Source organism: Christensenella hongkongensis (assembly GCF_000981035.1).
Taxonomy (GTDB): Bacteria; Bacillota; Clostridia; order Christensenellales; family Christensenellaceae; genus Christensenella; species Christensenella hongkongensis.
In genome coordinates this window covers 355369-381197 of sequence record NZ_LAYJ01000112.1, presented here as the reverse complement: position 1 = coordinate 381197, position 25829 = coordinate 355369, and the positions used below count along the sequence as shown (strand labels likewise).

The following is a 25829-nucleotide window of genomic DNA, read 5'->3' as shown; positions in this document are numbered from 1 at the left end:
TTTACCCCAAATAATTCATTTTTTCAATGATATAGTCCAGTGTTTCCATCTCCAGCTCAGGATACATCGCAATCGCCAATGCTTCGTTGCAAAGTTGCTCCGTCACAGGCAAATCCCCTTGTTGATATCCCAAATATTTATTTGCTTCTTGCAAATGCAATGGTATGGAATAGTATACATTCGTTTGAATGTCTTCTTTTATCAATGCTTCCACCAGACCATCCCTATCTCCGCGAAAACGCACAGTATAAACATGGTAGTTGGAATATACATTTTTTTCAATTTTTTGGTGTGCAATCAAGCCACTTGTCAATTCCATTCGATATCTTTCTGCGATATGATTCCTGCTCTGGTTCATTGCATCTAAATCATCCAGTTTCACGCTAAGAATTGCCGCCTGAAGCTCATCTAATCTGGAATTTATACCATTATAGATAATATGATCTTTGTCAGTCATACCGTACATACGTAAGCGCATCAGTGTTTCTGCAATCTCATCGCTGTTTGTAGCAATCGCCCCGCCATCTCCGTATCCACCCAGATTTTTTGTCGGATAAAAACTAAATGCGCCTGCAATTCCCATACTCCCGGCTTTCTTTCCGCCGATACTACTGCCATGGGCTTGGCACGCGTCTTCGATTACGGGTATATCTCCAACTGCTTTTTTCAGTTCTTCAATATCCAACACATTACCAAAGATATGCACCGGCATAATTGCTTTTGTTTTTTCAGTAATTGCTTCTTTTATCTTTGAAACATCCATAAGAAATGTATCTTCACAGATATCAACAAAAACAGGAGTCGCCCCTGCTTCAATAATAGCAGAGACCGTAGGAATTGCAGTATAGGCTGTAGTGATAACCTCATCTCCGGCACCAATATTCAACGCTTTTAAGATTAACACCAAGGCATCCGTTCCATTTGCGACACCGACAACATGCTTAACGCCTAAATATTGTGCAAATTTTTTTTCGAATTCCCGCACTTCATCTGCAAGAATATATCGCCCGGAAGCACCTATTCTATCGATACATTCCTTAATTTTATCTTTATACAGATCATATTGTGGCGCTAAATCACATCTCCATATCATAGTTTCAAACTCCTCTTAAAATAGTTGACCGTTTCAGCCAAGGCTTTTGGCACTTCCGTATACTGGAGTGTGCTCAGTTGTTCGCGTAACTTTCGATCGTCTACCAGCACATCCCCCATATCGATTTTTTTAATATGGGATGGCAGTTCTTTTTGGATACATTTTCCTGCGCCATTCACACGAATAATTTCTTTCACAATATCCATGATTTCTAATCTGATGCCTGCAATATTATACTCCTGGTACCCACATTCTTTTTTTTGTGATAATTGCCAGACAATCCCTGCCAAATCCGGAGCGTATATGATGCTTCTGTATCTTTTGTTTCCATATACCTCAACAGGTAAGCCCATGATTACTTGTTTTATAAAGCCTCCGATCAATCCGATGTCTTTTTGCTCAACCTTTTGAAAAGCCCCAAAACAATTTGGAAATCTAAGAGTTGTAACATTCAAATTTTTCAAGCGCGCAAACACGCGAAAAAAATGATCGGCAGCCGTCTTATCAATCCCTTGTATATCATCTGGTCTCATACCAGTTTGTTCCGTAATCGGTTCTAAAGCATCCTTTCCATATTGCCCCCTCGATCCCAAATAAAAAAAGCGAGTCTTGCTTCCTCGTTTCACATTTTGCAACAAAACAATATGGCTTTTGATATTTAAATCAACATCATACATGGGATCTTCCAATGCCTCGAGATGAGACGTCCATGCCATGCTATCAATTACAACATCATACTTCTCCAACATTCTTGCAAGGTTATCGACATCTTCAATTCTTCGATCAATAAATTCTACATTTTTTGGCACATTATTTATATTTGCTCCCGTCTTCGGCAGCATGCCATCCACGATCGTAACCTTGTCACCTTCGCTAATGAATCGCCGCACGATATGAGCACCAATAAATCCCGCTCCCCCAAGCACCAGAACATTGCTCATATCAGTTGCTGTCCCCCATCATTTTTTCATACGCGTTGTTCGCTTCTTCATAATCATTCATACGACCAATATCAAGCCAATATTCATCGATCTCATATTTATAAATCGGATCATCCTGACCAAGCATTTTCAAAATGAGCTTATCCATGCCGAAGTACTCATTTTTCGGAATCAATTCAAAAATTTGCGGACTCATCACATATATCCCTGCCAACGCATATGTTATAATATCCGCCTTTTCTTCAATTTTCTTTACTCTATCGCCGTCAAAAAAAATATTTCCAAATTCATATGGGGTAATAATTTTCTTCACTGTGACATTAAGTTTAGCCTTATTACCGCATGCAAAATCATAAAATTTAGACATATCTACTTGACTAACGATATCTCCATTCATCACCACAAACGGTTGATCCTTAAGTTGATCTTGAAGTAATGTAATAGGTCCTACCGTTCCCAAAGGTTTTTCTTCCTTACTAATGACAAGATTAACGCCATACCTGCTGCCGTCTCCAAAAAAATTTTCAATATATTCGGATTTATAATTTGTTGCCAAAAAAATGTCTTCGAATCCATGTTTTTTCAAATGCTCAATTTGTATTTCAAGCACTGCCTTTTCCCCAATAGGTAAAAGAGGCTTGGGAATTACTTCTGTAAAAGGCCGTAGCCGCATTCCTAGACCGCCTGATAATATAACCGCTTTCCTAGACATTGTAAATCCCCGCTTTGTACTTTTTCAAATTCTCTTTATCAGAAAACCATTCAATCGTTTTCTGCAATCCCAAATCAATATCATATTCTGGCGCAAAACCCGTGAGTGCAATGATTTTTCCATTATCACACCAAAGTCTTTTTACTTCGCTTCCTTTTGGCCTGATTCGTTGGTCTTCAACAACAATCTCTGTTTGACTGTTCATAATTTCATTTATTTTCATAACAGTATCGTAGATACTGATTTCATAGTTTGAACCAATGTTAACCGTTTCCCCAACTGCCTTGTCGCACTCCGCCAATAGGATCAAGCCCTTACATGTATCCTTCACATAATTAAAATCTCTTGTCGGTGATACATCTCCTAGTCTAATCTGCTTGGCACCCGAGGCAATCTGCGTAATCACGGTCGGAATTACTGCGCGCGCTGATTGCCTCGGACCATATGTATTAAATGGCCGGGCAATCACAACCGGCAAGTCAAAAGCATTATGAAAACTCATTGCAATAGAGTCCGATCCAATTTTAGTCGCACTATAAGGCGACTGTGGTTGCAAGGGGTGTTTTTCGTCAATCGGCACATACTGTGCCGTACCATATACTTCACTTGTAGATATCTGAATAACCCGCTTCACGCCTGCGTTCAGCGCAGCCTGACAAATATTCAACGCGCCGTGTATATTTGTATCTACATAGCTTTGCGGCGCAACATACGAATAGGGAATCGCAATAAGCGCAGCTAAATTAAAGACAATTTCTTGACCCTTTAATAATTGGTTACAAAAACCATTGTCTCTGACATCCCCACATTCTACACGTATCTCTTTTAATCTCTTGATGTCTTCCAGCCAACCCCAATTATTAAATGAATTATAATAGCTAAGCGCAGTGACTTCCGCTCCCTCTTCGAGCAACATCTCACACAAATGAGAACCAATAAAGCCATCTGCACCCGTCACTAAAACTTTCTTATTCTTTATTATATTATCATTCATATTTTCTTCCTAACACCCTAAACAAAAAATCTAATTTGTTGTTTATTTTACCATAATTCATATACCATTGCAAACTCGTTCCGGCCTTGCTCCAAATCGGTTTCACAAATCGTTCTTTCATGTCTTGCAAACGTCCGCTTCCATCGTATGATAACTTCTCCCTATTATTTGCTACCAGTTTCATCAGGCAATTCCCAGCGATGCTCAACATAAGCCACGCCAATCGCTTTATTATCAGAATTAACACTAAAATCAGAATAATGACGATAGTAATCCAATGGCTCCTGATTTTCATTCACAATGGCCACGTTTAGTTTATACTCCCCCTCTAAAAGCGGCAAACTATCCATAGTGAACATGACCGTGCCTTCTAACGGCAATTTCTTGGGAAAAATATTATCAATATTCATGTTCGTGCCAAAAACGTTTATCCCGTCAGATGTGAAAAAACCCATGCCAAAATTATATCCTTGCTGCTCTTTTAAAATTTTATAATGGATCATTAAACTGACTTTTTCACCACGCTTAAGTACTGTAGTCTTTTTCCCCATTTCATTCAACATATATGCCTCTGACACAATGACCTCTCCCGAACCAAAGTGATTGTCATCAACCTGCGCTTCTTCCTCCACCTCCGAAGTGTCCTGCTCTTTTTTTTGTTCTTCTTTATTTTGTTCTTCTTTTTCCTGTTCTTTTCCCAGTTCGTCAATTTTTTCTTTATTCATATAAGCAAGATAAGCATCGACTGTTTCGCCAGCTTCACCATCACGAAGGATTTTCCCTTCATGTATCCACATCGCGCGTGTACAAAATGTTTTGACCGTATTGGTATCGTGTGTGACATATACGATTGTAACTCCACTATCTCGGAGCTGTCGCATTTTCTTTAGACATTTTTGCTGGAAATTCACGTCTCCCACCGCTAATATTTCATCAACTAAAAGAACATCTGCATCTACGCTGATAGCAACAGAAAAAGCAAGTCTCGTATACATGCCTGACGAATAAGTCCTAACCGGATTATCGATGAAATCTTCCAAACCGGAAAAATCAATAATCTCTTTTAATCTTGTATCAATTTCTTTCTTTTTCAATCCAAAAATCGCAGCATTTGCATAAATATTCTCCCGCCCGGAAAGATCCGGATGAAAACCAGCTCCCAACTCTAACAAGCTGGAAACGCGTCCTTCCACTTTAACACTTCCCTGATCCGGATATAAAATTCTTGTCAAAAGTTTCAATAAGGTGCTTTTTCCGCAGCCATTATGGCCTATCAGCCCAACTGTCTCACCTTTTTCAATGGTAAAACTAACACCTTTGAGCACCTCGCGGTTTTCAAAGGCCCTTCTGTTTTTAAAAAGCAATCTTTCTTTTAATGTTCTTCCTTTATCGGAATAAACTTTAAAACTTTTGTATAGATTTTCAACTTCAATTACTATTGGCATAACATGTCTCCACTATAATTCTTCAGCAAATCTTCGTTGCAATTTATTGAATATAAATACCCCTATCACCATTGAACCCACAGCGCATAACACGGCGGAAAGCAACGTACTCATATCAGGCATTCTTTGATAAAACAGGATATCCCTGTAGGCCAGTATCACGCTTGACATTGGATTAAAATCCAAAACGCCCTTAAGCTGCTGTGGCACCATATCGACTGAATATAGAATTGGTGTCAAGTACATCCATACCTGTGTCAGTATCCCCAAAATATATTCCAAGTCTCGAAAATATACATTTACAGCAGATACGATTAACGTCAAACCCAAAGCAAAAAAGAATTCTATGATCATGATTACCGGCAAAACGATAACTACTGCCGAAACTCCTACTCCTGTAAAAAAAAGAGCTAAAAATACAATGATAAAAGAAAATATCATATTCATAAAATTACTGCACACAACAGAAATCGGTATGATAATTCTTGGGAAATATATCTTCTCAATCAATCCCTGTGCGCCCATAATACAGGAAGCACCGCTTACCAATGAAGTAGAAAAAAACAACCACGGGACTAATGCCACGAACAAAAACATTGCATAATTGTCAATGTTTGCCCGCATAATAACAGAAAATAAAAGTGAATAGACCAGTAATTGTAAAAGCGGATTCAGAAAAGTCCATAAAAATCCAAGGACCGATCCCTTGTATCTGGTTTTTAAGTCTTTTTTTACAAGGCTGCCAAGCATCTCCCTGTAATTCCATAATTCCTTAAGCTGCATATATTATCTTTCTCCTTGAGCCAAATCAACCGTTTTTGTTTGTTCTCGAATTGCATCATCCATTAATTTATAGTATGCCTGAGCAGCATCGTTCCATGTATATCGCAGTAATTTTTCGCGAAATTCTTTTTGCAACCGTATTACTTCTTTCTCATTTTGAAGAACAAATTTTATTTTGTCCGCCAAATCTTTCGTATCGCAAGGATCGAATAATTGCAACCCACATGCCTCATTATCTTCACAAACATTACCAATTCTTTCCAAAACAACCGGTATTTCAGACAAAACCAGCGGCCTGTCACACGCCAATGCTTCTGTCGCCTGGGTTGGAAAATTTGCTTCCATCGTAGTTGGAACGACAACAGCACTGCAATAATGATATAAAGAAAAAAGTTCATTTTCCGCCACGTTTTTCAACATAACAACTGCATTTTCAAGATTAAGTTTTTTCAGCTTTTCATACGTTTCCAGGACATCTTTTACATCTCCCGTCAATACCAGCTTTAATTTAGGCATTGATTCTCTTACGATTGAAAAGGCTTCCAGTAAACGCCCTACATTCTTATGTGGCCGAATCTGACTGGGATAAAACAAATAAGGATCCGTTAACCGAAATCTTTCTCTGAGTTCTCTTTCTGATAAAATTTCATCCTGGACTCTTTCAGACATAAATACCGGAAACGGTATCACAAAAGTCTTTTCCTCACGCGAACATGGAATATTGTTCAGAATATGTTCCTTGCGCACAAATTCACTTGCGCTGACTAATTTTGCTCCCACACGCGCCAAGTTATTTGCACGATCAATAATATCCCGGCAACGACTGATATAAGTCTCATCCCTGCCAACAAAATCATTATAATGATAGGCAACTGCCATATCATGTGCCGGTACAATAATCGGTTTATCTGTCAGCACTACATTGTCAAGATATATTATTGCCGGTACAAAAACATCAGCAAACGAAAACTCCCTTGCGATATAACCAAGCCGTACTTCTTTTGGTAGTGTTTCCCATGAAAGATATTTTCTGGAGTCATTGATTCCTAAAATTTCCTTATAGTTTTTTTCTGTTATAAACCGAACACGGTTACGTAGTGAGGGTTCTTTCAGTATTGCCTCGAAAATAATTTGAATTTCATCCAAATTTTCGTCATAACACCATATTTCCATATCCAAAGGGTAACACTCCAACAGAGCTGTCACCAAACATCCCATAAATCTGGATATTCCTTCCCTGCTCAAATTTTGGATATAATATGAAAATCCAAACCAGATGCCCACCGTTTTGAATTGCGAAGTTTTTTCGCACTTGCTATCCCCAAGCAAAGCTTCATATTCCTTTTGCACATGGAAAACGGAAGATGGTATTTGAGTTTCTTTCACATTCAGGAATCCGAGTGTTTTCCCCGCTCGATTTAGAATCTTATTAACCAATTCGTTTTCTTTGTTGATTGTTTCGCAACTCTTCAAAAAATGCAGCAATCTTGAAACATAGTTTTCCACGGCACAATTATCCCTGACAAATTTTCTGGCATTTGTTCCCGTCTTCTCACGCAACTTCTGATCATCAATCAACCGCATAAGCGCCGCTTTTAGTTGTTCTTTTTCGTCTTCAAGTTCAATCTTAATAACAGCATCATTTGGCAATTCTCCAAATATTCCACTATTTGTCGCTATAACAGGCTTTCCATATGACATTTGTTCAAGAAGTGACAAAGAGCACACCTCTGAATTTGGATATCTCAAATTAACCGCAATGTCCGCCTGTTGTAAAAAGCTTTCCATAATATCGTTTGGTTGATATCCCAAGAGATACATGCAATTTTCGAGTTCATTCTCTGACATTTTTTTAAGTCTCTCACCATATTCACCACCGTAGCTGCCAATCAATACGAAATTGAGCTTCGCCGCAATCTGAGGATTTTCCGCAAGGACTTCCGCCATAATATGATTTCTTTTGATTTTATGAATCAAACCATTAGAAATAACCAGCAATTTTCCGTTGCTTTTAAACTTTTTTCTTATTTCTTCGGACACTTCTCCCGCTCCTTCGGAGCTCTTGGTTTCACATGGCAGATAAGCGTAATCCATTGGGCCTAAATAATCATCGGCTAATTCTTTCAAAAATGAATTTGCATGCGTAAATACACCCGTCGCTTTCCGAAGCGCTTTGGGTAAAAGAGTATATTCTGACATAAGTCCCATGATTTCATCCGTTTCTGTATCAAAATGATACAGTTCAGTTGCTTTTTTCAGGCCTTCTGTACCATAACATTCCTCCATAGCCTTACAGAATAAAGTATAACCTTTATCCAAATTGCCTCCACAATCTTCTTCTTTGTAAAGCTGCCGAAAAAAGCCATTTAAAGTCCTGTCGTGCAAAATCACTTTCCCGGGGAATTTAACAAGCGTCTTGTATATTTCGTGATGAAACAAACCATAATTTCCTAAGTTATAAAGAACATGATCGTACTCTTTCAACATATCTATATTCAGGGTGTCTGATGTATATTCGCTGAACGGAACATTTGTCTCACGAAACTTCTCTCCCTTCGCGGCATAGATTACCACTTCGTGCCCTTGTTTTATCAATTCTTCACATACTATATTACTAATTGCTCCGATTGCACTTGTATGGTCAAATGGAGTAAACCAAGCAAATTTCATTTAAGAAGCCTCCTGATTGTGCTTTCCCAAGTTATATCTTTTTCGATAACACTGTTATATCCCGCCAGTCCCATCTTTTCCGCCTTTTGTTTATCCTCGTATAGTTGATCCATCTTCTTGGCAATTTGTTCCGGATCATTTTCTACAATATATCCATTTACACCGTCTTCAACAAATTCATTCGTGCCACCTGAATCAAAACAAGTTATTACAGCTTTGCATGAATACTGGGCCTCTTGCGTAACAAGTCCAGGCGAATCTTCTTTATAAGGAATACTGATCACACCCAGACATTTTGAAAGCAACTCTGCCTTTTTCTCATCTGTAATCCATTCATCCATAATGGTAACTTTATCATCAATCTTATTTTCTGCGATAAAATCAGTCATAGTTTTCATATATTCATGCTCTGGGCACTGTCCCGCAATGATAAGTTTCACTCCGCTTTTGACATACTTCATTGCCTGTACAGCCAAATGCTGTCTTTTCATGGAATTAATACGATTTGGATAAAAAATATAGCCTCCCGTTTTTTCACAATGATAAATTTTCCTATCCTTTAGCGGAGTGTAAATAACCTCTGAAGGGATACCATTATAAGTCATCAACCGCTTAGACACTTCTTTCGCGATCGTATAGATATGACGCGAATTTACGATCTCCAAATCATCTGCTTTTTTTACTATCTGGTACATTCTCTTCGTGACTTCATTTTGCTCTAACCCATACTCAGTTCCATTCAATTCGTACATTTGCCTGAATTGATGCAAAAGCCACATTACTTTTCCTTCATGCCGTATACAATATGCTGGAAACTTAAATGCAATTACTCTCTCATATGCGTCGAACCGCAACAACCTTGATGCAGTAATTGTATTCATTAAAGGTCCTTCATAGTCACTTGGAAAAGGAATTTTAATCAAATCAGTTTCGTGCCCGAAAAGCCTCAACTGCTCCACTAAATCATCGGCGAGAATTTCCGCCCCTCCCCGAATATAGGGAAGCATAGAATTTACCACTGCAACCCTCATCTATTTCACCATGCCTTTCAGAATCCCTGCCAACTGACTTTCCATCTGATCTTTTGTTCTTCTCTTTTCAGCACAATTTCTTGTATCATGGTTCTCTATCACATTTATCATTGCTCCTGCAACCGCTTCCTTTTGGGGCTCTGCAATGATAATTCCCTTATCTAATTCTACAATAGCATCTGAATCAGATGTAGCAATAACTGAAATTCCAGCATCCAGCGCAGTCCAGATGTATGATGGAATTCTTCTTGTTTTGTAAGTAAAGTTTACAACCGCTGTTGTTTCTTCAAAATCCTGCGGCAGCATTTCTCTTTCTATTATCTGTACCGAGTCTCCACATCCCTGCTCCGCTACATATAAGCGAAATGCTCTTGCCAATAGCACGCTGCTGCCATGAACATATACCTTTAATTTTGCATTTTTCTTAACAGATGAAAAGGCTTGTATCAACAAATCCCATCTTTCTTCCGGCAACAAATTGGTTTCAATCGCAAAAATGTTCTCACCCGCTAATCTATTTTGAATTTCAAAAACATTTCCATATCGAAACGTATCAGTATTGGCGCCGAATCGTTTTTGTATATCTTGTTTTAACGAATTGGAGGCGCAAAAAATATGCGCCGCTTCTGAAAGGGCGCGCATTTCTATTCCTAAAATTTGTTCTCGCAATGCAATATAGGAAGCATCTTGACACGCACCATATTTTGACCTCCACAATTCATGTATCTGAGATTCCATAGAAAAAAGGAATACCTCCTTTTGGGGATGCTCAATCACGAATGCCGGATAACCTACTGTTATCAATACATCAGCGTTTCGTCCTATATCCATCAAGCGGTAAGCAAATAGTTGCTCCACCATTCCAATCAGATCATCACAAAATGGTAACGAAAACTCTTCCACATTGTATTTTTCTTTGCGGAAAAAAGAAGCAGCATGATTTGCAAACTCAATCTCTTCATTGTTAGCGTTATTTATGGCTGTCCCAATCATTACATTCATCTATCTATCTCCTCGAACGAAAGCAACAGATTTTCCGTATTGGACTGCAGCAGTCTTTGTTTATCATACGGTTCCAGTACTCCGGTTTCTTCACTAATAATTTTAATTTTCAATCCTATTTCAAGAATTTGATCAAGTATGTTTTCCGGTTCCAGACCTGCACGAATGAAATTGTTTCTTCCGAACTCCATCAATATTTTTATATTCGGATTGTTTTTAATTGTTTTTATCATGCCTTCCAGCACAAAAGGCTCGGCACCTTCTACGTCTATTTTAACCATATCAACTTTTAAGTCTGGCAAGAATTCATCAATTGCTACTGCATTAACAGTAATTTCTTTACTTCCGCCTTCCGGAAACATCGAATTATGGCCATTCATTGTTTCATTTACACCGAATGCGACAATTTTTTCTTTCTCAGCAACAGCTAAATTATAGGTATGTATCTTTTTATAATTTTCAAAACCATTCATTTTAAAGTTTTCATTTAACAAATTAAAAATATTAGGTGTCGGTTCAAATGCGTAAACCTCACACTGCTTTCTAGCAGCATAAAGCGAATATATTCCTAAATTCGCACCTATATCCAGCACTCGCATTCCTGGCTTTAGCAAGCGGTCAAAGCATTTCTCAGAGCCTTGCTCAAAATGACCATTGATGCTCAAATACATTGCCAACCTCCATTCTTCAGATGGAACCCCTATTGTAAATTGAGCCAATTGTACCGCAATCACGCCTCCCACCCCGGAAGTGACCATGGTTTTGCAAAGATCCGATTTTTTAACAATCAAATCCTGTATTTCGAATAAATGCTTCTCCAAACATTTTACTTCGCTTTCGGCTGAAACAATCTTTTGCTTAAGCTCCGCTATTTCATCTTCCATTTTCGCATTGGCAAAAGCGATCTCATCCAGCCGATCCAGTTTATTGATTTTTCTATTCACTTGATCCAGTTTATTGATTTTTTCATTCATCTGGCCCAGCATCTGAGTCATATTCATTTCTCTTTCGTGGGAACGCTCTATGTAATACTTTGTCCTTGTCGGCATAACAAAAAACGCATGTATCCACCGAAAAAATTTGTTATTTCTCAGCTTTCTTTTTACCAAATACTGTTTATACGATTTTCGATATATATCTATATTCACTTTTTCCAGTTCACCCGGTATCTCATCGCTACTTAAGATGATATAAGCAAGTACAGGATTTGCTGCACCTGTTTTGATCAAATTTCTGAAATTTTCTACTTCTATTTCAGTTGGATGGCGCAAAAGTGCCAGTGGAAAAGATCGTTGTACAAATTCTTCTCCCGCCAATTCCATAAAAACAGACAAATCAATCTTATCACTTATTCTAACAAATTCTTGGGTGTGCTTTACAGCTTCATAATTTAGTTTTTGACTAATATATCGTTTCGTCGGATTATCCATTTACCTGTTCTTTCCCTCGCGTCCTTACTTTAGATAATATATCATTTTTCATTATATTTCTTCGCATAAAAATCAAGCACTTCCCTGAGTGTATCTTCAATCCTGATTTGTGGAAAATAGCCTGTCTCAAACAAAATCTTGCTGCAATCAGCAACAAATATTGGCATATCAAGAGGCCTCAGATTATCAGCGTCACATGTAACTTCGGGAGATATCTCCGCAATTTCCAGCATCTTATATAAAATCCATTCGATGCTAAATGCCTCTCCGGATCCAACGTTATATACCTCTCCACATTTCCCTTTTTCCGCAAGAAGCCTATACGCACGCACAACATCCCGCACATCGGAAAAATCTCGTTTTGCTTTCAAATTTCCAATTTTCATATCGCCGCCGTTTTTTTTAATCTCAATGATGCGTGCTGCAAAATCAGGGATGACAAAGCCTCTTTTTTGCCCGGGGCCTGTATGATTAAAAGGGCGCGCAAATACTACGTCCATATTCCTTACCTTTGCAAGACAGCCGACAATACTTTCCTGTGTCTGTTTAGATATTGCATATGGAGTCGACGGACACAATGCCCGTGTCTCTTTCAGCGGGCATTGATCAGGACTTACAATCCCATATTCATCTGCCGAACCAACAACGACCAATCTGGATTCCCGACATTCTGAATACATCGCATCTAGCAAATTCACTGCATTATCCACATTACAATGCAGTGTCTCAAGCGGAATATTCCAGGATTCCTTTACACTTGCCTGTCCAGCCAAATGAAAAATATAATCAGGATTAACGTTTTTAATGATATCAGTCACTGATTCTTTATGTGCTAAATCTAACGTGAAGACATTCTCTCTTTTTCCAGTAATGTCAATCCCATATACTTCGTAATCATTGTTTTTTAGTTCTGTTTCCAGATATTTTCCAACAAAACCGTTAATCCCTGTTATTAAGGCCTTCATCCATATACCTCATCCTTGCCGAAATCTCCCCAATCTAATACGCTGCGCTCTCCTTCCGGACTACCATTTCTTACTATTTAACTTACTGTTCTTTTTCAACTCGTAACAAATCATTTTTAACCATACGCTCCACCAGCATTGCAAAGGAAATCTCTCTTTTCCATCCGAGGTTCGTTTCAGCTTTTTCCGGATTTCCCAGCAATAGCTCAACTTCTGCCGGGCGGAAAAACTTAGGGTTAACCTTTACAACCGTTTCCCCGGAATCTTTTCTGATTGCGTATTCATCACGGCCTTTCCCATGAAATTCGATTTCTATTCCGGCTGCATCAAAGGCCGCTTGTATAAACTCTCTAACCGTACGTGTCTCACCGGTAGCAACAACATAATCATCCGGCGTATCTTGTTGTAACATTAGCCACATGGCCTTAACATAATCCTTTGAGTGTCCCCAATCACGTTTTGCATCCATGTTTCCCAGTTCCAAACAATTTTGTTTTCCCAACTTGATTCTTGCAACAGCATCCGTGATTTTCCGCGTAACAAATTCTTTTCCCCTGCGCTCAGATTCATGATTAAATAAAATACCTGAGCAAGCAAAAAGATCATAACTCTCTCGATAATTTTTTGTAATCCAATGCCCATAAAGCTTTGCAACACCATAAGGGCTTCGAGGATAAAACGGCGTCGTTTCACTTTGTGGGATTTCTTGCACCAAGCCAAACATTTCGGAAGTTGAGGCCTGATAAAATCGAGCTTCCGGTTTTATGGTTCGAATAGCTTCGAGCATATTGGTAACTCCAAGAGCATCGATATCTGCCGTTGCGATTGGTTGTTCCCAGCTTGTGGCAACAAACGACTGAGCTGCCAGATTATAAACCTCATCAGCTTGAGAAAGACGCATTGCACTAATTAAAGAAACGATATCCGTCATATCGGCATAGATAAAATTCAACTTATCCTTAATATGATCGACATTTCCATAATCAATCACACTTTTCCTTCTCATAATTCCATAAACATTGTAGCCTTTTTCCAACAAAAGCTCCGCAAGATAAGATCCGTCTTGACCCGTAATACCCGTAATCAAAGCATTTTTACTCATTCAAAAAAATCTCCTCAATTCTTAATAATGCTAGTATATCTTTTTTTGTAATTCAAGTCAACAAATGGCTCCTTTTCAAAAGAGGCTTCTACACGAATCCAATAAATTACATTAAAAGCATATTGATCGGTATTTTCCCTGCTTTTACTTATTAAAATTCACCTTTTGTTTTGGCAATCAATAATATGTTCATAAAGAAAAAAATGATATCTCCTGTCCATGAGATAGTATCCTCTCATATATATCCTAAGCTGCTACTTAAGCAATTAACGGTATCGTTTTTGTATGTTATGTGTGTAGGCAGGATGGATTTTTCAAAGCGCCACCGAGTGAAATAGAACATACGATTCATTGAGGCCGACAGTGTGGCAGAAAAATTTAAGCTGCACTTTGCAAAGGCATACAAAAAAGCATCCTTTCTCCTGAACATTCGTTCTATCGAAAAGACGCTTTTCTTGCACTTTTTATGCGGCTTTTTGTGTTTCACACCTGCTGGCTACGAAAACCCGAACCGTTGTCTTCACACTTTTGCCTTTTCCGTAGTCCACTGCGCTTCACTTATAAAACCGCTTTGTTATCGCATTCCTGCGAGTGCCTATTTAACAGCTTATTTCACAGAATCGATATAAGAAATCAAATCCAGCACTTTGTTCGAATAACCCCACTCGTTGTCATACCATGCAACCAGCTTCACAAAATTGTCGTTGAGGCTGATGCCGGCAGCCGCGTCGAAAATAGACGTTCTTGCATCTGTAATGAAATCGGAGGATACAACAGCATCTTCTGTATAGCCGATGATACCTTTGAATTCTTCCGACTCGGAAGCTTTCTTCATTGCAGCCTTGATTTCGTCATAAGAAGCGCCCTTCTCGAGCACGCAGGTGAGGTCTACAACCGAAACGTCAGCCGTCGGTACGCGGAACGCCATACCAGTGAGCTTACCGTTCAGTTCCGGAATGACCTTGCCAACCGCTTTTGCAGCGCCTGTGGAAGAAGGAATGATGTTGAACGCAGCGCCTCTGCCGCCTCTCCAATCCTTCTTGGAAGGACCGTCAACCGTCTTCTGTGTTGCCGTCGTTGCGTGAACCGTCGTCATAAGGCCTTCTTTGATGCCAAAGTTGTCGTTGATGACTTTCGCAAGCGGAGCAAGACAGTTCGTCGTGCACGATGCGTTGGAAACGATCGTCATTGACGGATCATATGTTTTATTATTAACACCCATTACGAACATCGGAGCATCCGCAGACGGAGCGGAGATAACAACCTGTTTTGCACCGGCTTCGAGATGAGCCTTTGCTTTATCTGTCGTTGTGAATACGCCTGTGGATTCCACAACGTAATCCGCACCGATTTCTCCCCACGGAATTTCAACCGGGTTCATTTTGTCAAATACTTTGATTTCATTTCCATTTACAATGATTGCATCGTCTTTATGGGATACCTCACCGTCAAATCTGCCGTGAACCGTATCGTATTTGAGCATATATTCCATATACTCAGGATCGATGAAAGGGTCGTTGATCCCCACTACCTGGATGTTCGGGTTTTTCGTCGAAGCACGGAAAACCAGTCTACCGATTCTGCCAAAGCCGTTAATGCCAACTTTAATAGCCATAATTGTGAAACCCTCCTAAAATTATTAAAATAAATTGTGCTTTATTTTGCGTACGTATTTCATTATATGTGATTATGTCCCGTTTTGCAACAGCTTTTGCCTATCTTCTCACAAGCAAAATACAATTAATCCGATAATGACCAAAATGGTTCCCGCAAGTCTGCGTTTTGTCATTTTTTCCTTTAAAATAATACAGCTCAAAATTGCAACCAAAGCCATCCCAACAGACTCAATCGCAGGTCCATATTTATAGTCCATTCCCGAATACGCCCAAACCGCAAGCAGCATGGAAACAAGAAGCATCAAATATCCAATGATAACGCGCTTGTTGAGATACTGTTTCCAAAATGTCGTGTGCTCTTGATTTGCGCTTGTCTTTAATAAAATCTGGGAAAATGCAGCAATAGTTACACCGCATAACATAATCAATACACTATTTAGATTCAGCATCTGTATTCACCAACATCGTGCCGGTTATAATAATCGCAGTCCCGATTATGTTCGCCACGGTAATCCTTTCCTGAAAAATAAGCGCTGACCATACCATCGACCAAATAATGACCACTGAACGGTTTGCATATGCGACATTAAGGTCAAACCGTTTCAGCGCCTGCTGCCACAACAGCGCATATATAGCAAGTAAAACAAAATCAAGTAAAATAAAGATAATGAACATTTTTGACATAAATTCATTTCCGTGTGTCGCCATTTTCCCACACACGCTTGAAAATGTATAAATCACGATGATAGCCTGCAAAAAAAGTATGCTCCGCCATCCGCTTTTTTTTGTGATATCTTTCATGGATGAAACCTCCTCGCGCATATTCTATGCTACTTTTTTCGCGTAAAAATGTCAACTGTATTTCTTATTCTCATTTTTCCAATGTGTCTATCATCATCTTCAAAATGTTTTGCTCCCCGCGCTATTGTTATTTTCTGCGACAGATAGTATAATGAAATACGTCTATGGAATATAATTTAAGGAGGAGTTTATATATGCCATTAGTTACTACCAAAGAAATGTTTGAAAAAGCCTATAAGGGCGGTTATGCGATCGGCGCTTTCAATGTGAACAACATGGAGATCATCCAGGGAATCACGGAAGCTGCAAAAGATTTGAACGCACCGCTGATCCTTCAGGTTTCCAAGGGCGCGCGCAACTACGCGAACCCGATTTATCTCACAAAGCTCGTTGAGGCCGCACTGGAAGAGACAGGTCTGCCGATCTGCCTTCACCTTGACCACGGCGACAGCTTTGAGACCTGCAAATCCTGCATCGACGGCGGATTTACATCCGTCATGATCGACGGCTCCCACCTTCCTTTCGAGGAAAACATCGCTGTTACAAAGCGCGTTGTTGAGTATGCTCACGACCGCGGCGTAGTGGTTGAAGGCGAGCTTGGAAGACTTGCGGGCGTTGAGGACGAAGTTCAGGTCTCCGCTGAGGATTCCTCTTACACAAGACCGGAAGAGGTTTATGAATTCGCAAGCAAAACAGGCGTTGACAGCCTTGCGATCGCAATCGGCACAAGCCACGGCGCTTTCAAATTCAAAGGCGAACCGAAGCTGAGATTCGACATCCTTGAAAAGGTAACGGAAATCCTTCCCGGGTTCCCGATTGTTCTGCATGGCGCATCCTCTGTTATTCCTGAATTTGTAGAAATGATCAATAAATACGGCGGGGATATGCCCGGCGCACAGGGCGTTCCGGAAGACCTGCTCCGCAAGGCTGCGGAAAGCGCTGTATGCAAAATCAACATCGACTCTGACCTTCGTCTTGCAATGACGGGTACGATCCGCAAATATTTTGCAGAGCATCCTGCAGATTTTGATCCGCGCCAGTACCTGAAACCGGCACGTGAAGCGATCAAGCAAATGGTTGCCCACAAGATCGTTGATGTTCTCGGCTGCGATAACAAGGCGTGAATCAGATAACCCAAATCGTGACATACAAAAAGCTCTTTGCAAAATGCAAAGAGCTTTTTTATTGCAGTTCCTCAGATTTCTACGCTTGCAGCGTTTGCAGAAAATTGCCATCTCCCGTGAACTGATCTCTTCTTACTATTTCAGGTTTTCCGGATTGAGCCCTTTCAGCTCATCTACAACAAACATACCATCCTTGCGGATCAACACGTCGTCAAACCATATCTCGCCGCCGCCCATTTCAGGCGTCTGCACCAATACGAGATCCCAATGGACAGCGCTTTCATTTCCGTTGTATGCGTCATCGTAGCAGCTGCCCGGCGTAAAGTGCATTGATCCCGCAATCTTTTCATCAAACAGGATATCCCCCATGGAATGGTTGATATAAGGATTCACACCCAGTGAGAATTCTCCTACATAGCGCGCTCCTTCATCCGTGTCGAAAATCTGATTGATTCTCTTGGTATCGTTGGACGTCGCCTCGATGATCTTACCATCCTTAAACAGCAGGCTTACGTTCTCATACTTAAAACCCTGGTTAAAAGACGGCGTATTATAGGTGATCCTGCCGTTTACACTATCCTTCACCGGCGCAGAATACACTTCCCCGTCCGGCACGTTCATATGCCCGTCGCATTTCACAGCGCCAATATCCTTGATCGAGAAGGACAGGTCTGTGCCCGGTCCTTTGATATGTACCCTGTCTGTTTTTTTCATCAGGTTCAAAAGCGGATCCATTGCGTTTGACATTTTCTGGTAATCGAGGTTGCACACGTCAAAGTAAAACTGTTCGAAACCCTCCGTGCTCATGCCTGCCTGCTGCGCCATGGAAGGCGTCGGATACCGCAAAATAACCCAGTTTGTATTTTTCACGCGCAATTCATGATGCACCTGCTTGGAATAGATCGACTGATACAATTCCATTTTATCTGCCGGTACGTCCGCAAGCTCCGTAGCGTTATCTCCTCCGCGGAATGCGATATACGCCTGCATTTCCTTCATGCGTGCGCTGGCCCATTTTGTAATATCCTCGATCTGCTCCTTTGTCGCCTGCATCAGCCATTGCCTTTGCACGTGCGTGTGCGGCGTATCGTAATAGGGATACCCGCCCGCTGCGTATACTTCCTTCACAAGCTGCTCGGTAAGCGCGTCGTCGCAGCCGGAAACGTCGATCAACACCTTATCCCCTTTTTTTACGCCGCAGGAATAATTGACCAATGTATGACATAACTTTTTGATTCTTTCATCTACCATTTTTCTATTCACCCCTGTTTCTTCTGTTGTGATTTTTCTTACCTTATTATTATACCACAACCAAAGCCAAAGAAAACATACGCCTTACATCCCCGGCACGTTGGCTAACGGATTATCAAGGTTCTTCAAATACCGCTTATGCACATAGCGGAAAAATACGATGCTAAGCAGCAGGGATACGCATTCCGCAAGCGGGAAAGAATACCAGACTGCGTCGAGTCCGCCAAACTGCGCCAACAGGTACGCTGCGGGCAAGATAACGACCATCTGGCGGCAAAGGGAAACCACCATGCTGAGCACGCCGTTGCCAACCGCCTGGAACACCGACGAAAAAACGATTCCCACTCCTGCAAATGCAAAACACAGGCTGATAATCCTCAGAGCATTCACACCGATATCAAGCATTGCGGGAGTTGCATTAAACATTTCCAAAAGCGCCGTTGGGAACAGCTGGAATACAAGCATCCCCACCAGCATAATACAGACTGCCAAAACGACTGCAAATTTGATTGAATCCAAAATCCTTTTTTTGTGCCGCGCGCCGTAATTGTACGCGACAATCGGTATCAGGCCGTTTGTAAGCCCAAGCACCGGAAGAAATATAAACGATTGCAGCTTAAAATACGCGCCAAGAACCGAAACCGCCGCTGCGGAAAAGCCAACCAGAATGAAGTTAAAGCCAACGATCATGACGGAGGTGATGGCCTGCATAATGATGGATGGCACGCCCACCTTGTATATTTCTCCCACAATCCGTTTTTTGGGCCGGAAGCCCTTCAACCGTATTTTCACTTCTTTTACCTTTGTGTTTGTAAAATAAAGGCAAAGGAGCATTGCCCCGATCTGTCCGATCACCGTTGCGATTGCCGCACCTGCAGCGCCCATTTCCGGGAACGGCCCGATACCGAAGATCAGAATCGGATCAAGTATAATGTTGATCACCGCGCCTGTAATCTGGGTGATCATGTTATAGATGGTGATACCGGTTGACTGCATGATACGTTCGCAGGTAATCTGGATAAATACGCCAAACGAGAATATTGTACAGATCGAAATATACTGCGTACCCATGTCCGCAATTTCCGGTCCTCCCTCAATCCCGACCGTAAACGCTTCAAAAAACATCCGCGAAAAAAAGATACCGAAAATCGCAAATACGATCCAGCTCAATATTCCCAAAAAAATACCTGTTGAAACGCCGGCGTTTGCGTCGTCGTACTTTTTTTCACCCAGCCGTCTTGAAACGAGCGAGTTCATGCCCACGCCAGTGCCGACCGCAACCGCGATAATCAGCATCTGCACCGGAAAAGCGAGCGAAACCGCCGCAAAAGCATTCTCACTGTACTGTCCTACAAAAATACTGTCGACTACATTATATAGTGCCTGCACCAACATCGATATCATAATCGGCAGCGACATCGACACCAATAATTTCTTGACAGGCATTACACCCATCTTGTTTTCTTTGATAGCTTCCATCCCAATCACTTCTTTCCTACTTTTTTACCGCTTACGAATTGACATTTTAGCACATTGGAAGCATAATGTAAACAAGGCTAAAATAAGGAGGCATCTACTTATGAAAAGCGATACGATCATTACAATCTCCAGACAGTTTGCAAGCGGCGGCCGCTCGATTGGCAAAAAGCTTGCAGAAATATTGGGAATTCCTTATTACGATAAAGAACTTATCACAATGGCTGCGCGCGAAAGCGGTTATAATGAAGAATTTTTTGAAAATGCCGAGGAGAAGTCTAACAGTAAATTTATGTATTACCTTTCCTCCGGCCTTGGCAACGTTTCCTCCTGGGGAACGGACATGGCGCTTGACGATAAACTATTCCTGATTCAGGCGGACGTAATCCGCAAGGTTGCGGCAAAGGGTTCTTGCATCATCATCGGACGCTGTGCCGATTATGTGCTGGCAAATCATCCGGACTGTATCAATATCTTCATTTATTCCGATATCAACCATCGGATCGAGCGGGCGAAAAATGATTACCACCTGAAGGCGCCGAACTTAAAGGAAGCTATTTTGAAATCGGACAAAAAACGTGCGACCTATTACAATTATTATTCGGACATGAAGTGGGGGCAAAAGGAAAACTATCACCTGATGCTCAACAGCGACAGCATTGGGATCGATCATTCTGTTGAACTGCTTAAGGATTATATCGAGATGATCAAGGATTAGGCCCACAGATTATTGTGCGGAGAACGGGGGCAGATTCCCCCGTTTTTATTTCTGTTTTCAATCTCGAATCAAGCCAGGCGCAGCCACTGGCTGCTTTACGCATATTCATTACCTGACAAGTCATATTTTGTTCGCCACCAGCTTTTGAAGGCGTTTTAATCGGGTGGATCGTGTCGTAATCATCTTATCGAATTATCGAACACTCTGCGCAAAGTTGAAATTTGTGCTTTATACAATCGATGAAAAGGATTTTCCAATGGATATGTGCCATTTGACCAACCGAAAAAACGCGAAACAACCGGTTTCTGCGGCGCCAGATACCGCTTTTCTTCAAAAAAATTTGAAGAAAAGAGAGGAGCGGCAGCCATGAAAAAACGTAAAAAACTGAGCCGGGTTGATGTCCAGGTATGGATCATGACCGCCATTGCTGTCGTTGCGTCCTGCGGGCTGATCTTTTTCCTGAACTACAGTCTTTCTTACAACGATATGATCGACACCCTGCGCGAACGCTCCCAGGGAATTTATGATTATCTGGAGCAGTATTTGGATAAGGACAGTTTCTTGTACCTTAATTCTGCTGAAGATATGCAAAAGGAAGAATATACCTCAACCAAATCAATGCTGGAAGCCGCGAAAAACACAGCGGGCGTGCGTTATCTATATACGGCGAAACGAACGGCGGACGGCGAATACATCTATCTGGTGGACGGCCTTCCCTCAAACAGCGGCGACTTCCGCAATGCCGGAGACCTTCTCGAACCGGAAATCATTCCCGACATCGAACGCGCTTACCAAAACCAGGTCGTGATGCCGGAGGAAATCAAGGACACCTCCTGGGGGTATGTGTTCGTCACATATTTTCCCATCCATCATGAAGGCGAGGTTGTGGGCGTCGTCGGTATCGAGTTTGACGCCGCGCATCAATATGTCACCTTTCGGCTTCTGAAAATAGTTACGCCAATCGTAATCATCCTGTGCTGTATTATTTCTGGCATTGTAGCCGCGATCCTGTTTAAGCGTATTTCCAATCCTGCATACCGCGATCTGGCAAATACGGATATCCTGACCGGGCTCCACAACAGGAACTCCTTTGACGTTATTGTGAATAACCTTGAGGCTTTGGCGGGAAAACAAACGATCGGTTTTATTGTCGCCGATCTCGACGGCTTGAAAAATATCAACGATTTACTGGGGCATGCCGCCGGCGACCTGTATATTCGTACAGGAAGTAATATCCTGCAAAATCTGGTCGCCTATCCGGACGTACTATACCGAATCGGCGGGGATGAATTTGCAGTTATCCTGCGCGGAAAAAATCCGGATCAGGTTCGCGCATTGGTTTCCGCTATGAAGGATGCGGTTGAAAAATACGCGCTCGAAAATAATACGAAGCTCAGTTTTTCCTTTGGATATGCACTTTTCTCTGCGGATCAGGATCAAACGCTTGGCGATACGCTCAAACGCGCGGACGCAGCGATGTATGACATGAAGCGCAAACGAAAGGCCATGGGCCCAAAGTCATGACTACCCGTAAAACGGGTTGCTTCATTCAGCCCACTGTGCTTGCATAATATTCGATTAACCAAAAAGTGCCTGTTCCCAAATTTATATTTTAGGTTTGCGTACCTGTCAGGCAGCATCATTGCACTCTTCCCTTTTAAGTATCCTGCAAAACTTAACATACTGTATTTGGGCGGTATACTCAACCTTCAATACAATCCCCCAATCGTCTCAACAGCAGTTTTTTTCTTTCCCGCCGGGCGGGGCAACTTCACATCGTCAAATCTATAACATCCAAATCTTATCCACAATCCGGATATACTATTTACAATCCCAAAATATTATTTTTAACGTTCATATCCATCAATTCACATAAATCATTAAAATTTTCTATGTAAATGTCATCTGTTACTTTTCCTGTCTGTAATCGGATTACACGCTGACAGCAACTATATGCAAATTCCGCATCGTGAGTAATAATTAAAATTGTATGTCCCTGTTTTGCTAATTCTTGAACAATTTTGCTGACACGCCGCATATTCCCACCATCGAGCCCACTCGTAGGCTCGTCCATAATGATGACTTTTGCATCGTACATAAGCGCAATCGCAAGCGCTAACCTTTGTTTTTGTCCTCCTGAAAGAGTAGAAGGATGCCGCTCTGTTAATTCACTTAAATCCAATCTTTCCAGTATTTTTTTTGCTTTTTCTATTTCATGGCTATTTTGTTCCTTCCCAGTCAATAATTCGTCTAAAACGCTCTCTCCAAAAAGCTGGCTGTCTAAATCCTGCATAATAAACCATATTTTCTTACGCCGCCCGGCCTTTTTCATACATTTTCCCAAAAGGGCAACGGTACCGGCTTCCTCCTTTTGAAGTCCTGCAAGTATTTTGCCAAATGTACTTTTCCCTGCTCCGTTTGGGCCAACGATTGCAACTACCTCGCCCACTTCAAATGATAACGAAATATTTTCCGCCGCTACAACATCCTGAAACGTAAGATTTATATTTTTTGTTTCTAAACATACCTGTCCTGCTCCGCTCTTTCTGATACACTGCCTTTTTTCATCAGGATTACTGCTATTGATTAAATTCGGACTGCGTAACCCCATTTTTTCTATTGAATCCTGTTTGAGTTTCATGATCTGCCGTGGTGTATATTCCGCTACTATTTTTCCATTTTGCATACAGATTATCCGATCTACAACATTCATAAGGTAATACAGCCTATGTTCGGCAATAATGACAGTCTTTTTGAGCGTTTTCAGCTCCAGTAATATTTTTTCAAGATTTTCTGTTGATTTAATATCGAGGTTGGCGCTTGGTTCATCCAATACAAAAATATCCGGATCAATCGCATATGCGGAAGCAAGCGCCACTTTTTGCCTCATTCCATAGGATAGCTGATGTAGATTTTTTGACAGAATATCTGAAATTTCAAAATTTTGTGCTGCTTTATTGACTTGTTCTATAATTTGTTCATGGCTAAATCCATAATTCTCGCATCCAAAAGCGATTTCGCCTGCCACTTCATTTGCAAAAAACTGGCTGCGTGGATCTTGAAATACACTCCCTACATATTTTCCCCTTTCCCACGAAAGTGCATTTCCTATACGTTCTTTTCCAACCTGTCCCCCGCCTGTTAAAACCCCTTCATAAAAATGCGGAATCAGCCCATTGATAATACGGATCAGGGTGCTTTTTCCGCTGCCGGAAGGCCCGGTTATTACAACGGCCTCACCAGCTTGAATATCCAGGTTAATATCGGTCAAATTTCCGCCATTTCCTTTATACGAGAAACATATATTTTTCATGATTATGTGTTTACTCATATCGTCCTCCACTTATAACATAATCAAAACAATAGAAATTGTTATAACCACACAGATAATCCCAATATCTATTTTTGTTATCCTGCCTGCATAATAACTTTCTTTTTTACATGGACATTCGATTCCTCTTGCAATAGCAGACGCCGATAATTCATCCGCCACTTTCAACAACCGGAATGTTAAGGGCACAATGGCGTATTCTAAAGTCCTCAGAGGGTTTTTTATTACATCTGTGAATGAACCTAAAAATCCCCGCGTCCTCATCGCATCTTTTATATCCGCTGCTTCGTGCCTGACGGTCGGCATAAGCCGCAGCATAACCGTTAGTGTAAGCATGATGCTATTAGGTGTGTGCATACTGCGAAATGCCAATATTATTTTTCCGGTAGACATCTTAAACAAAAGGTATGCGGGAATAAGCGGCGGTATCAATCTATAAATCAGGCTCAGCATAAGCGGCGGGGGGAAAACGATTCCGTACGTTGTTGTCACAACAAGTAAAATATAGATTCCTATGTATAAAAGGAGCATGATTCCGGCTTGTTTGGGAAATCCTGCCAAAGCCATAAGCAAAACCATAACTGATGTAAAAAACAAATGCAAATACCATTCATTGCACAAATATGAAGTAATGCACGCACACACTACTGCCAGCAGTAATGTGCGTGCATCAAGCCTATCTATTTTTTTCGCTGTTGTTGCGGAATCCATCTTATATCACACCCGCTTTTTGGAAATGTCTACGAAGCAAACGTTGTCCGAATAATATCCCCAACATGGAAAGACCGGCTGTAATAGCGCACGCAAGAAGAATCAAAAGCGGATTGCTCACAAAATCAATTTGCATCGCAATTAAGTCTTGCTGAAACCCGCTTGCCGATGCGGCAGAGGTATACGATTCCCATGCAAGCCAAATTGGAATCGCATTTCCGATTACCATGCCAATGCCATATACCATCCACCCGATCCCATTTCTCAACGGTTTGCGGTAAGTATCTTTTCCAATCATCGTCAGTTCTGCAACGGCTCCTACTGCTATAAAATAAGGAAGCAGGAATACGAATCCCATTAAAGCGTTAATCGCCCCCATTACCGTCGCCCAAATAAGCAACAAACCGTGCTTATTTACACGATTCGCAGCAATCAGGTAAAAGGACGCGCAAATAAATCCCTGTATCCCTGCGCAAAAATAAATGTTCAAAACAGGAACAGCCAACGTAAGCTGGGCCGGTATCATACAAAGAAAGTAATAAATTACCATCATTGCCGCTACCGTAACAACATCGCGTACTGTTAACTTCTTTTTCTGTGTTTCCGTCATTATTTTTTCCTCCAATAACTTTA

The 25829-nt window shown here is 41.1% G+C and carries 24 protein-coding genes and 1 pseudogene; 3 read left to right on the top strand and 22 right to left on the bottom strand.

Annotation, left to right across the window (positions count from 1 at the left end; all coding sequences use genetic code 11):
- Position 1 precedes the first annotated feature (1 nt).
- The 16 genes from CHK_RS11850 to CHK_RS11775 form a co-directional block, all read right to left on the bottom strand.
- Positions 2–1093: a DegT/DnrJ/EryC1/StrS family aminotransferase gene (locus CHK_RS11850; RefSeq protein WP_046444244.1), complete on the bottom strand. Its 1092-nt coding sequence runs from the start codon at positions 1091–1093 to the stop codon at positions 2–4.
- Positions 1090–2034, bottom strand: coding sequence for an NAD-dependent epimerase/dehydratase family protein (locus CHK_RS11845; RefSeq protein WP_046444243.1), 945 nt, complete (start codon positions 2032–2034; stop codon positions 1090–1092). Before CHK_RS11845 ends, CHK_RS11850 begins: the two co-directional genes overlap by 4 nt.
- Before the next feature lies 1 nt (position 2035).
- Positions 2036–2746 carry a nucleotidyltransferase family protein gene (locus CHK_RS11840; RefSeq protein ID WP_046444242.1) on the bottom strand — a complete coding sequence of 237 codons (711 nt, stop codon included), beginning with the start codon at positions 2744–2746 and terminating at the stop codon, positions 2036–2038.
- Positions 2739–3740, bottom strand: a complete 1002-nt coding sequence (locus tag CHK_RS11835) for an NAD-dependent 4,6-dehydratase LegB (protein WP_046444241.1) — start codon at positions 3738–3740, stop codon at positions 2739–2741. Before CHK_RS11835 ends, CHK_RS11840 begins: the two co-directional genes overlap by 8 nt.
- Complete coding sequence (locus CHK_RS11830) at positions 3733–3924, bottom strand: hypothetical protein (RefSeq protein ID WP_046444240.1); 192 nt, start codon at positions 3922–3924, stop codon at positions 3733–3735. Before CHK_RS11830 ends, CHK_RS11835 begins: the two co-directional genes overlap by 8 nt.
- Positions 3905–5185, bottom strand: coding sequence for an ABC transporter ATP-binding protein (locus CHK_RS11825; protein WP_046444239.1), 1281 nt, complete (start codon positions 5183–5185; stop codon positions 3905–3907). Before CHK_RS11825 ends, CHK_RS11830 begins: the two co-directional genes overlap by 20 nt.
- 12 nt (positions 5186–5197) lie before the next feature.
- On the bottom strand, positions 5198–5968 hold the full coding sequence (locus CHK_RS11820) for an ABC transporter permease (RefSeq protein WP_046444238.1): 771 nt from the start codon (positions 5966–5968) through the stop codon (positions 5198–5200).
- Between the two features lie 3 nt (positions 5969–5971).
- On the bottom strand, positions 5972–8638 hold the full coding sequence (locus CHK_RS11815; RefSeq protein WP_046444237.1) for a glycosyltransferase family 4 protein: 2667 nt from the start codon (positions 8636–8638) through the stop codon (positions 5972–5974).
- The gene (locus CHK_RS11810; protein WP_046444236.1) at positions 8635–9669 is read right to left on the bottom strand and encodes a glycosyltransferase family 4 protein; all 1035 of its coding nucleotides are present in this window, start codon (positions 9667–9669) and stop codon (positions 8635–8637) included. The genes CHK_RS11815 and CHK_RS11810 overlap by 4 nt, the downstream gene beginning before the upstream one ends.
- Entirely contained in the window at positions 9670–10671 is a 1002-nt protein-coding gene (locus CHK_RS11805; protein WP_046444235.1) for a glycosyltransferase family protein, read from the bottom strand.
- Complete coding sequence (locus CHK_RS15805) at positions 10668–12101, bottom strand: FkbM family methyltransferase (protein ID WP_052740553.1); 1434 nt, start codon at positions 12099–12101, stop codon at positions 10668–10670. Before CHK_RS15805 ends, CHK_RS11805 begins: the two co-directional genes overlap by 4 nt.
- A gap of 41 nt (positions 12102–12142) precedes the next feature.
- Positions 12143–13066: a GDP-mannose 4,6-dehydratase gene (locus tag CHK_RS11795; RefSeq protein WP_046444234.1), complete on the bottom strand. Its 924-nt coding sequence runs from the start codon at positions 13064–13066 to the stop codon at positions 12143–12145.
- A gap of 82 nt (positions 13067–13148) precedes the next feature.
- The gene (gene gmd / locus CHK_RS11790) at positions 13149–14168 is read right to left on the bottom strand and encodes a GDP-mannose 4,6-dehydratase (RefSeq protein ID WP_046444233.1); all 1020 of its coding nucleotides are present in this window, start codon (positions 14166–14168) and stop codon (positions 13149–13151) included.
- A 607-nt stretch (positions 14169–14775) separates the two neighbouring features.
- Positions 14776–15783 (bottom strand): type I glyceraldehyde-3-phosphate dehydrogenase, encoded by a 1008-nt coding sequence (gene gap / locus CHK_RS11785; protein WP_046444232.1) that lies wholly within the window; start codon positions 15781–15783, stop codon positions 14776–14778.
- A gap of 108 nt (positions 15784–15891) precedes the next feature.
- Positions 15892–16233, bottom strand: a complete 342-nt coding sequence (locus CHK_RS11780; protein WP_046444318.1) for an EamA family transporter — start codon at positions 16231–16233, stop codon at positions 15892–15894.
- On the bottom strand, positions 16217–16585 hold the full coding sequence (locus CHK_RS11775) for an EamA family transporter (RefSeq protein ID WP_046444231.1): 369 nt from the start codon (positions 16583–16585) through the stop codon (positions 16217–16219). The genes CHK_RS11780 and CHK_RS11775 overlap by 17 nt, the downstream gene beginning before the upstream one ends.
- Positions 16586–16779: 194 nt before the next feature.
- Here CHK_RS11775 and fba point away from each other — a divergent pair, with 194 nt between their 5' ends.
- Positions 16780–17709: a class II fructose-1,6-bisphosphate aldolase gene (gene fba, locus CHK_RS11770; protein ID WP_046444230.1), complete on the top strand. Its 930-nt coding sequence runs from the start codon at positions 16780–16782 to the stop codon at positions 17707–17709.
- A gap of 135 nt (positions 17710–17844) precedes the next feature.
- Here the strand turns inward: fba and CHK_RS11765 are convergent, their stop codons facing one another.
- Positions 17845–18960: an aminopeptidase gene (locus CHK_RS11765; protein ID WP_046444229.1), complete on the bottom strand. Its 1116-nt coding sequence runs from the start codon at positions 18958–18960 to the stop codon at positions 17845–17847.
- 84 nt (positions 18961–19044) lie between these two features.
- Entirely contained in the window at positions 19045–20439 is a 1395-nt protein-coding gene (locus CHK_RS11760) for an MATE family efflux transporter (RefSeq protein ID WP_046444228.1), read from the bottom strand.
- Positions 20440–20539: 100 nt separating this feature from the next.
- On the opposite strand from CHK_RS11760, the gene CHK_RS11755 reads away from it, so the two are divergent.
- Positions 20540–21154, top strand: coding sequence for a cytidylate kinase-like family protein (locus CHK_RS11755; protein WP_046444227.1), 615 nt, complete (start codon positions 20540–20542; stop codon positions 21152–21154).
- A gap of 366 nt (positions 21155–21520) precedes the next feature.
- Entirely contained in the window at positions 21521–22678 is a 1158-nt protein-coding gene (locus CHK_RS11745; RefSeq protein ID WP_046444225.1) for a diguanylate cyclase domain-containing protein, read from the top strand.
- A 28-nt stretch (positions 22679–22706) separates the two neighbouring features.
- Here CHK_RS11745 and CHK_RS16945 read toward each other — a convergent pair.
- The 4 genes and pseudogenes from CHK_RS16945 to CHK_RS11730 all read right to left on the bottom strand — a co-directional run.
- A pseudogene (locus tag CHK_RS16945) lies at positions 22707–22860 on the bottom strand (transposase); the annotation flags it as partial.
- 119 nt (positions 22861–22979) lie between these two features.
- Positions 22980–24485: an ABC transporter ATP-binding protein gene (locus CHK_RS11740; protein WP_046444224.1), complete on the bottom strand. Its 1506-nt coding sequence runs from the start codon at positions 24483–24485 to the stop codon at positions 22980–22982.
- Positions 24486–24497: 12 nt separating this feature from the next.
- Entirely contained in the window at positions 24498–25196 is a 699-nt protein-coding gene (locus CHK_RS11735; protein ID WP_046444223.1) for an energy-coupling factor transporter transmembrane component T family protein, read from the bottom strand.
- A 1-nt stretch (position 25197) separates the two neighbouring features.
- The gene (locus CHK_RS11730; protein WP_046444222.1) at positions 25198–25806 is read right to left on the bottom strand and encodes an MptD family putative ECF transporter S component; all 609 of its coding nucleotides are present in this window, start codon (positions 25804–25806) and stop codon (positions 25198–25200) included.
- Positions 25807–25829: the final 23 nt, after the last annotated feature.

Bases quoted from the DNA above. Each gene is read 5' to 3' on its own strand.
- CHK_RS11780 (WP_046444318.1), bottom strand. From the start codon at position 16,233: ATGCTGAATCTAAATAGTGTATTGATTATGTTATGCGGTGTAACTATT.
- CHK_RS11845 (WP_046444243.1), bottom strand. From the start codon at position 2,034: ATGAGCAATGTTCTGGTGCTTGGGGGAGCGGGATTTATTGGTGCTCAT.
- CHK_RS11730 (WP_046444222.1), bottom strand. From the start codon at position 25,806: ATGACGGAAACACAGAAAAAGAAGTTAACAGTACGCGATGTTGTTACG.
- fba (WP_046444230.1), top strand. From the start codon at position 16,780: ATGCCATTAGTTACTACCAAAGAAATGTTTGAAAAAGCCTATAAGGGC.
- CHK_RS11840 (WP_046444242.1), bottom strand. From the start codon at position 2,746: ATGTCTAGGAAAGCGGTTATATTATCAGGCGGTCTAGGAATGCGGCTA.
- gap (WP_046444232.1), bottom strand. From the start codon at position 15,783: ATGGCTATTAAAGTTGGCATTAACGGCTTTGGCAGAATCGGTAGACTG.
- CHK_RS11830 (WP_046444240.1), bottom strand. From the start codon at position 3,924: ATGAAACTGGTAGCAAATAATAGGGAGAAGTTATCATACGATGGAAGC.
- CHK_RS11820 (WP_046444238.1), bottom strand. From the start codon at position 5,968: ATGCAGCTTAAGGAATTATGGAATTACAGGGAGATGCTTGGCAGCCTT.
- CHK_RS11745 (WP_046444225.1), top strand. From the start codon at position 21,521: ATGAAAAAACGTAAAAAACTGAGCCGGGTTGATGTCCAGGTATGGATC.
- CHK_RS11755 (WP_046444227.1), top strand. From the start codon at position 20,540: ATGAAAAGCGATACGATCATTACAATCTCCAGACAGTTTGCAAGCGGC.
- CHK_RS11850 (WP_046444244.1), bottom strand. From the start codon at position 1,093: ATGATATGGAGATGTGATTTAGCGCCACAATATGATCTGTATAAAGAT.
- CHK_RS11810 (WP_046444236.1), bottom strand. From the start codon at position 9,669: ATGAGGGTTGCAGTGGTAAATTCTATGCTTCCCTATATTCGGGGAGGG.
- CHK_RS11775 (WP_046444231.1), bottom strand. From the start codon at position 16,585: ATGAAAGATATCACAAAAAAAAGCGGATGGCGGAGCATACTTTTTTTG.
- CHK_RS11835 (WP_046444241.1), bottom strand. From the start codon at position 3,740: ATGAATGATAATATAATAAAGAATAAGAAAGTTTTAGTGACGGGTGCA.
- CHK_RS11735 (WP_046444223.1), bottom strand. From the start codon at position 25,196: ATGGATTCCGCAACAACAGCGAAAAAAATAGATAGGCTTGATGCACGC.
- gmd (WP_046444233.1), bottom strand. From the start codon at position 14,168: ATGAGTAAAAATGCTTTGATTACGGGTATTACGGGTCAAGACGGATCT.
- CHK_RS11815 (WP_046444237.1), bottom strand. From the start codon at position 8,638: ATGAAATTTGCTTGGTTTACTCCATTTGACCATACAAGTGCAATCGGA.
- CHK_RS11795 (WP_046444234.1), bottom strand. From the start codon at position 13,066: ATGAAGGCCTTAATAACAGGGATTAACGGTTTTGTTGGAAAATATCTG.
- CHK_RS11805 (WP_046444235.1), bottom strand. From the start codon at position 10,671: ATGAATGTAATGATTGGGACAGCCATAAATAACGCTAACAATGAAGAG.
- CHK_RS15805 (WP_052740553.1), bottom strand. From the start codon at position 12,101: ATGGATAATCCGACGAAACGATATATTAGTCAAAAACTAAATTATGAA.
- CHK_RS11825 (WP_046444239.1), bottom strand. From the start codon at position 5,185: ATGCCAATAGTAATTGAAGTTGAAAATCTATACAAAAGTTTTAAAGTT.
- CHK_RS11760 (WP_046444228.1), bottom strand. From the start codon at position 20,439: ATGGAAGCTATCAAAGAAAACAAGATGGGTGTAATGCCTGTCAAGAAA.
- CHK_RS11765 (WP_046444229.1), bottom strand. From the start codon at position 18,960: ATGGTAGATGAAAGAATCAAAAAGTTATGTCATACATTGGTCAATTAT.
- CHK_RS11740 (WP_046444224.1), bottom strand. From the start codon at position 24,485: ATGAGTAAACACATAATCATGAAAAATATATGTTTCTCGTATAAAGGA.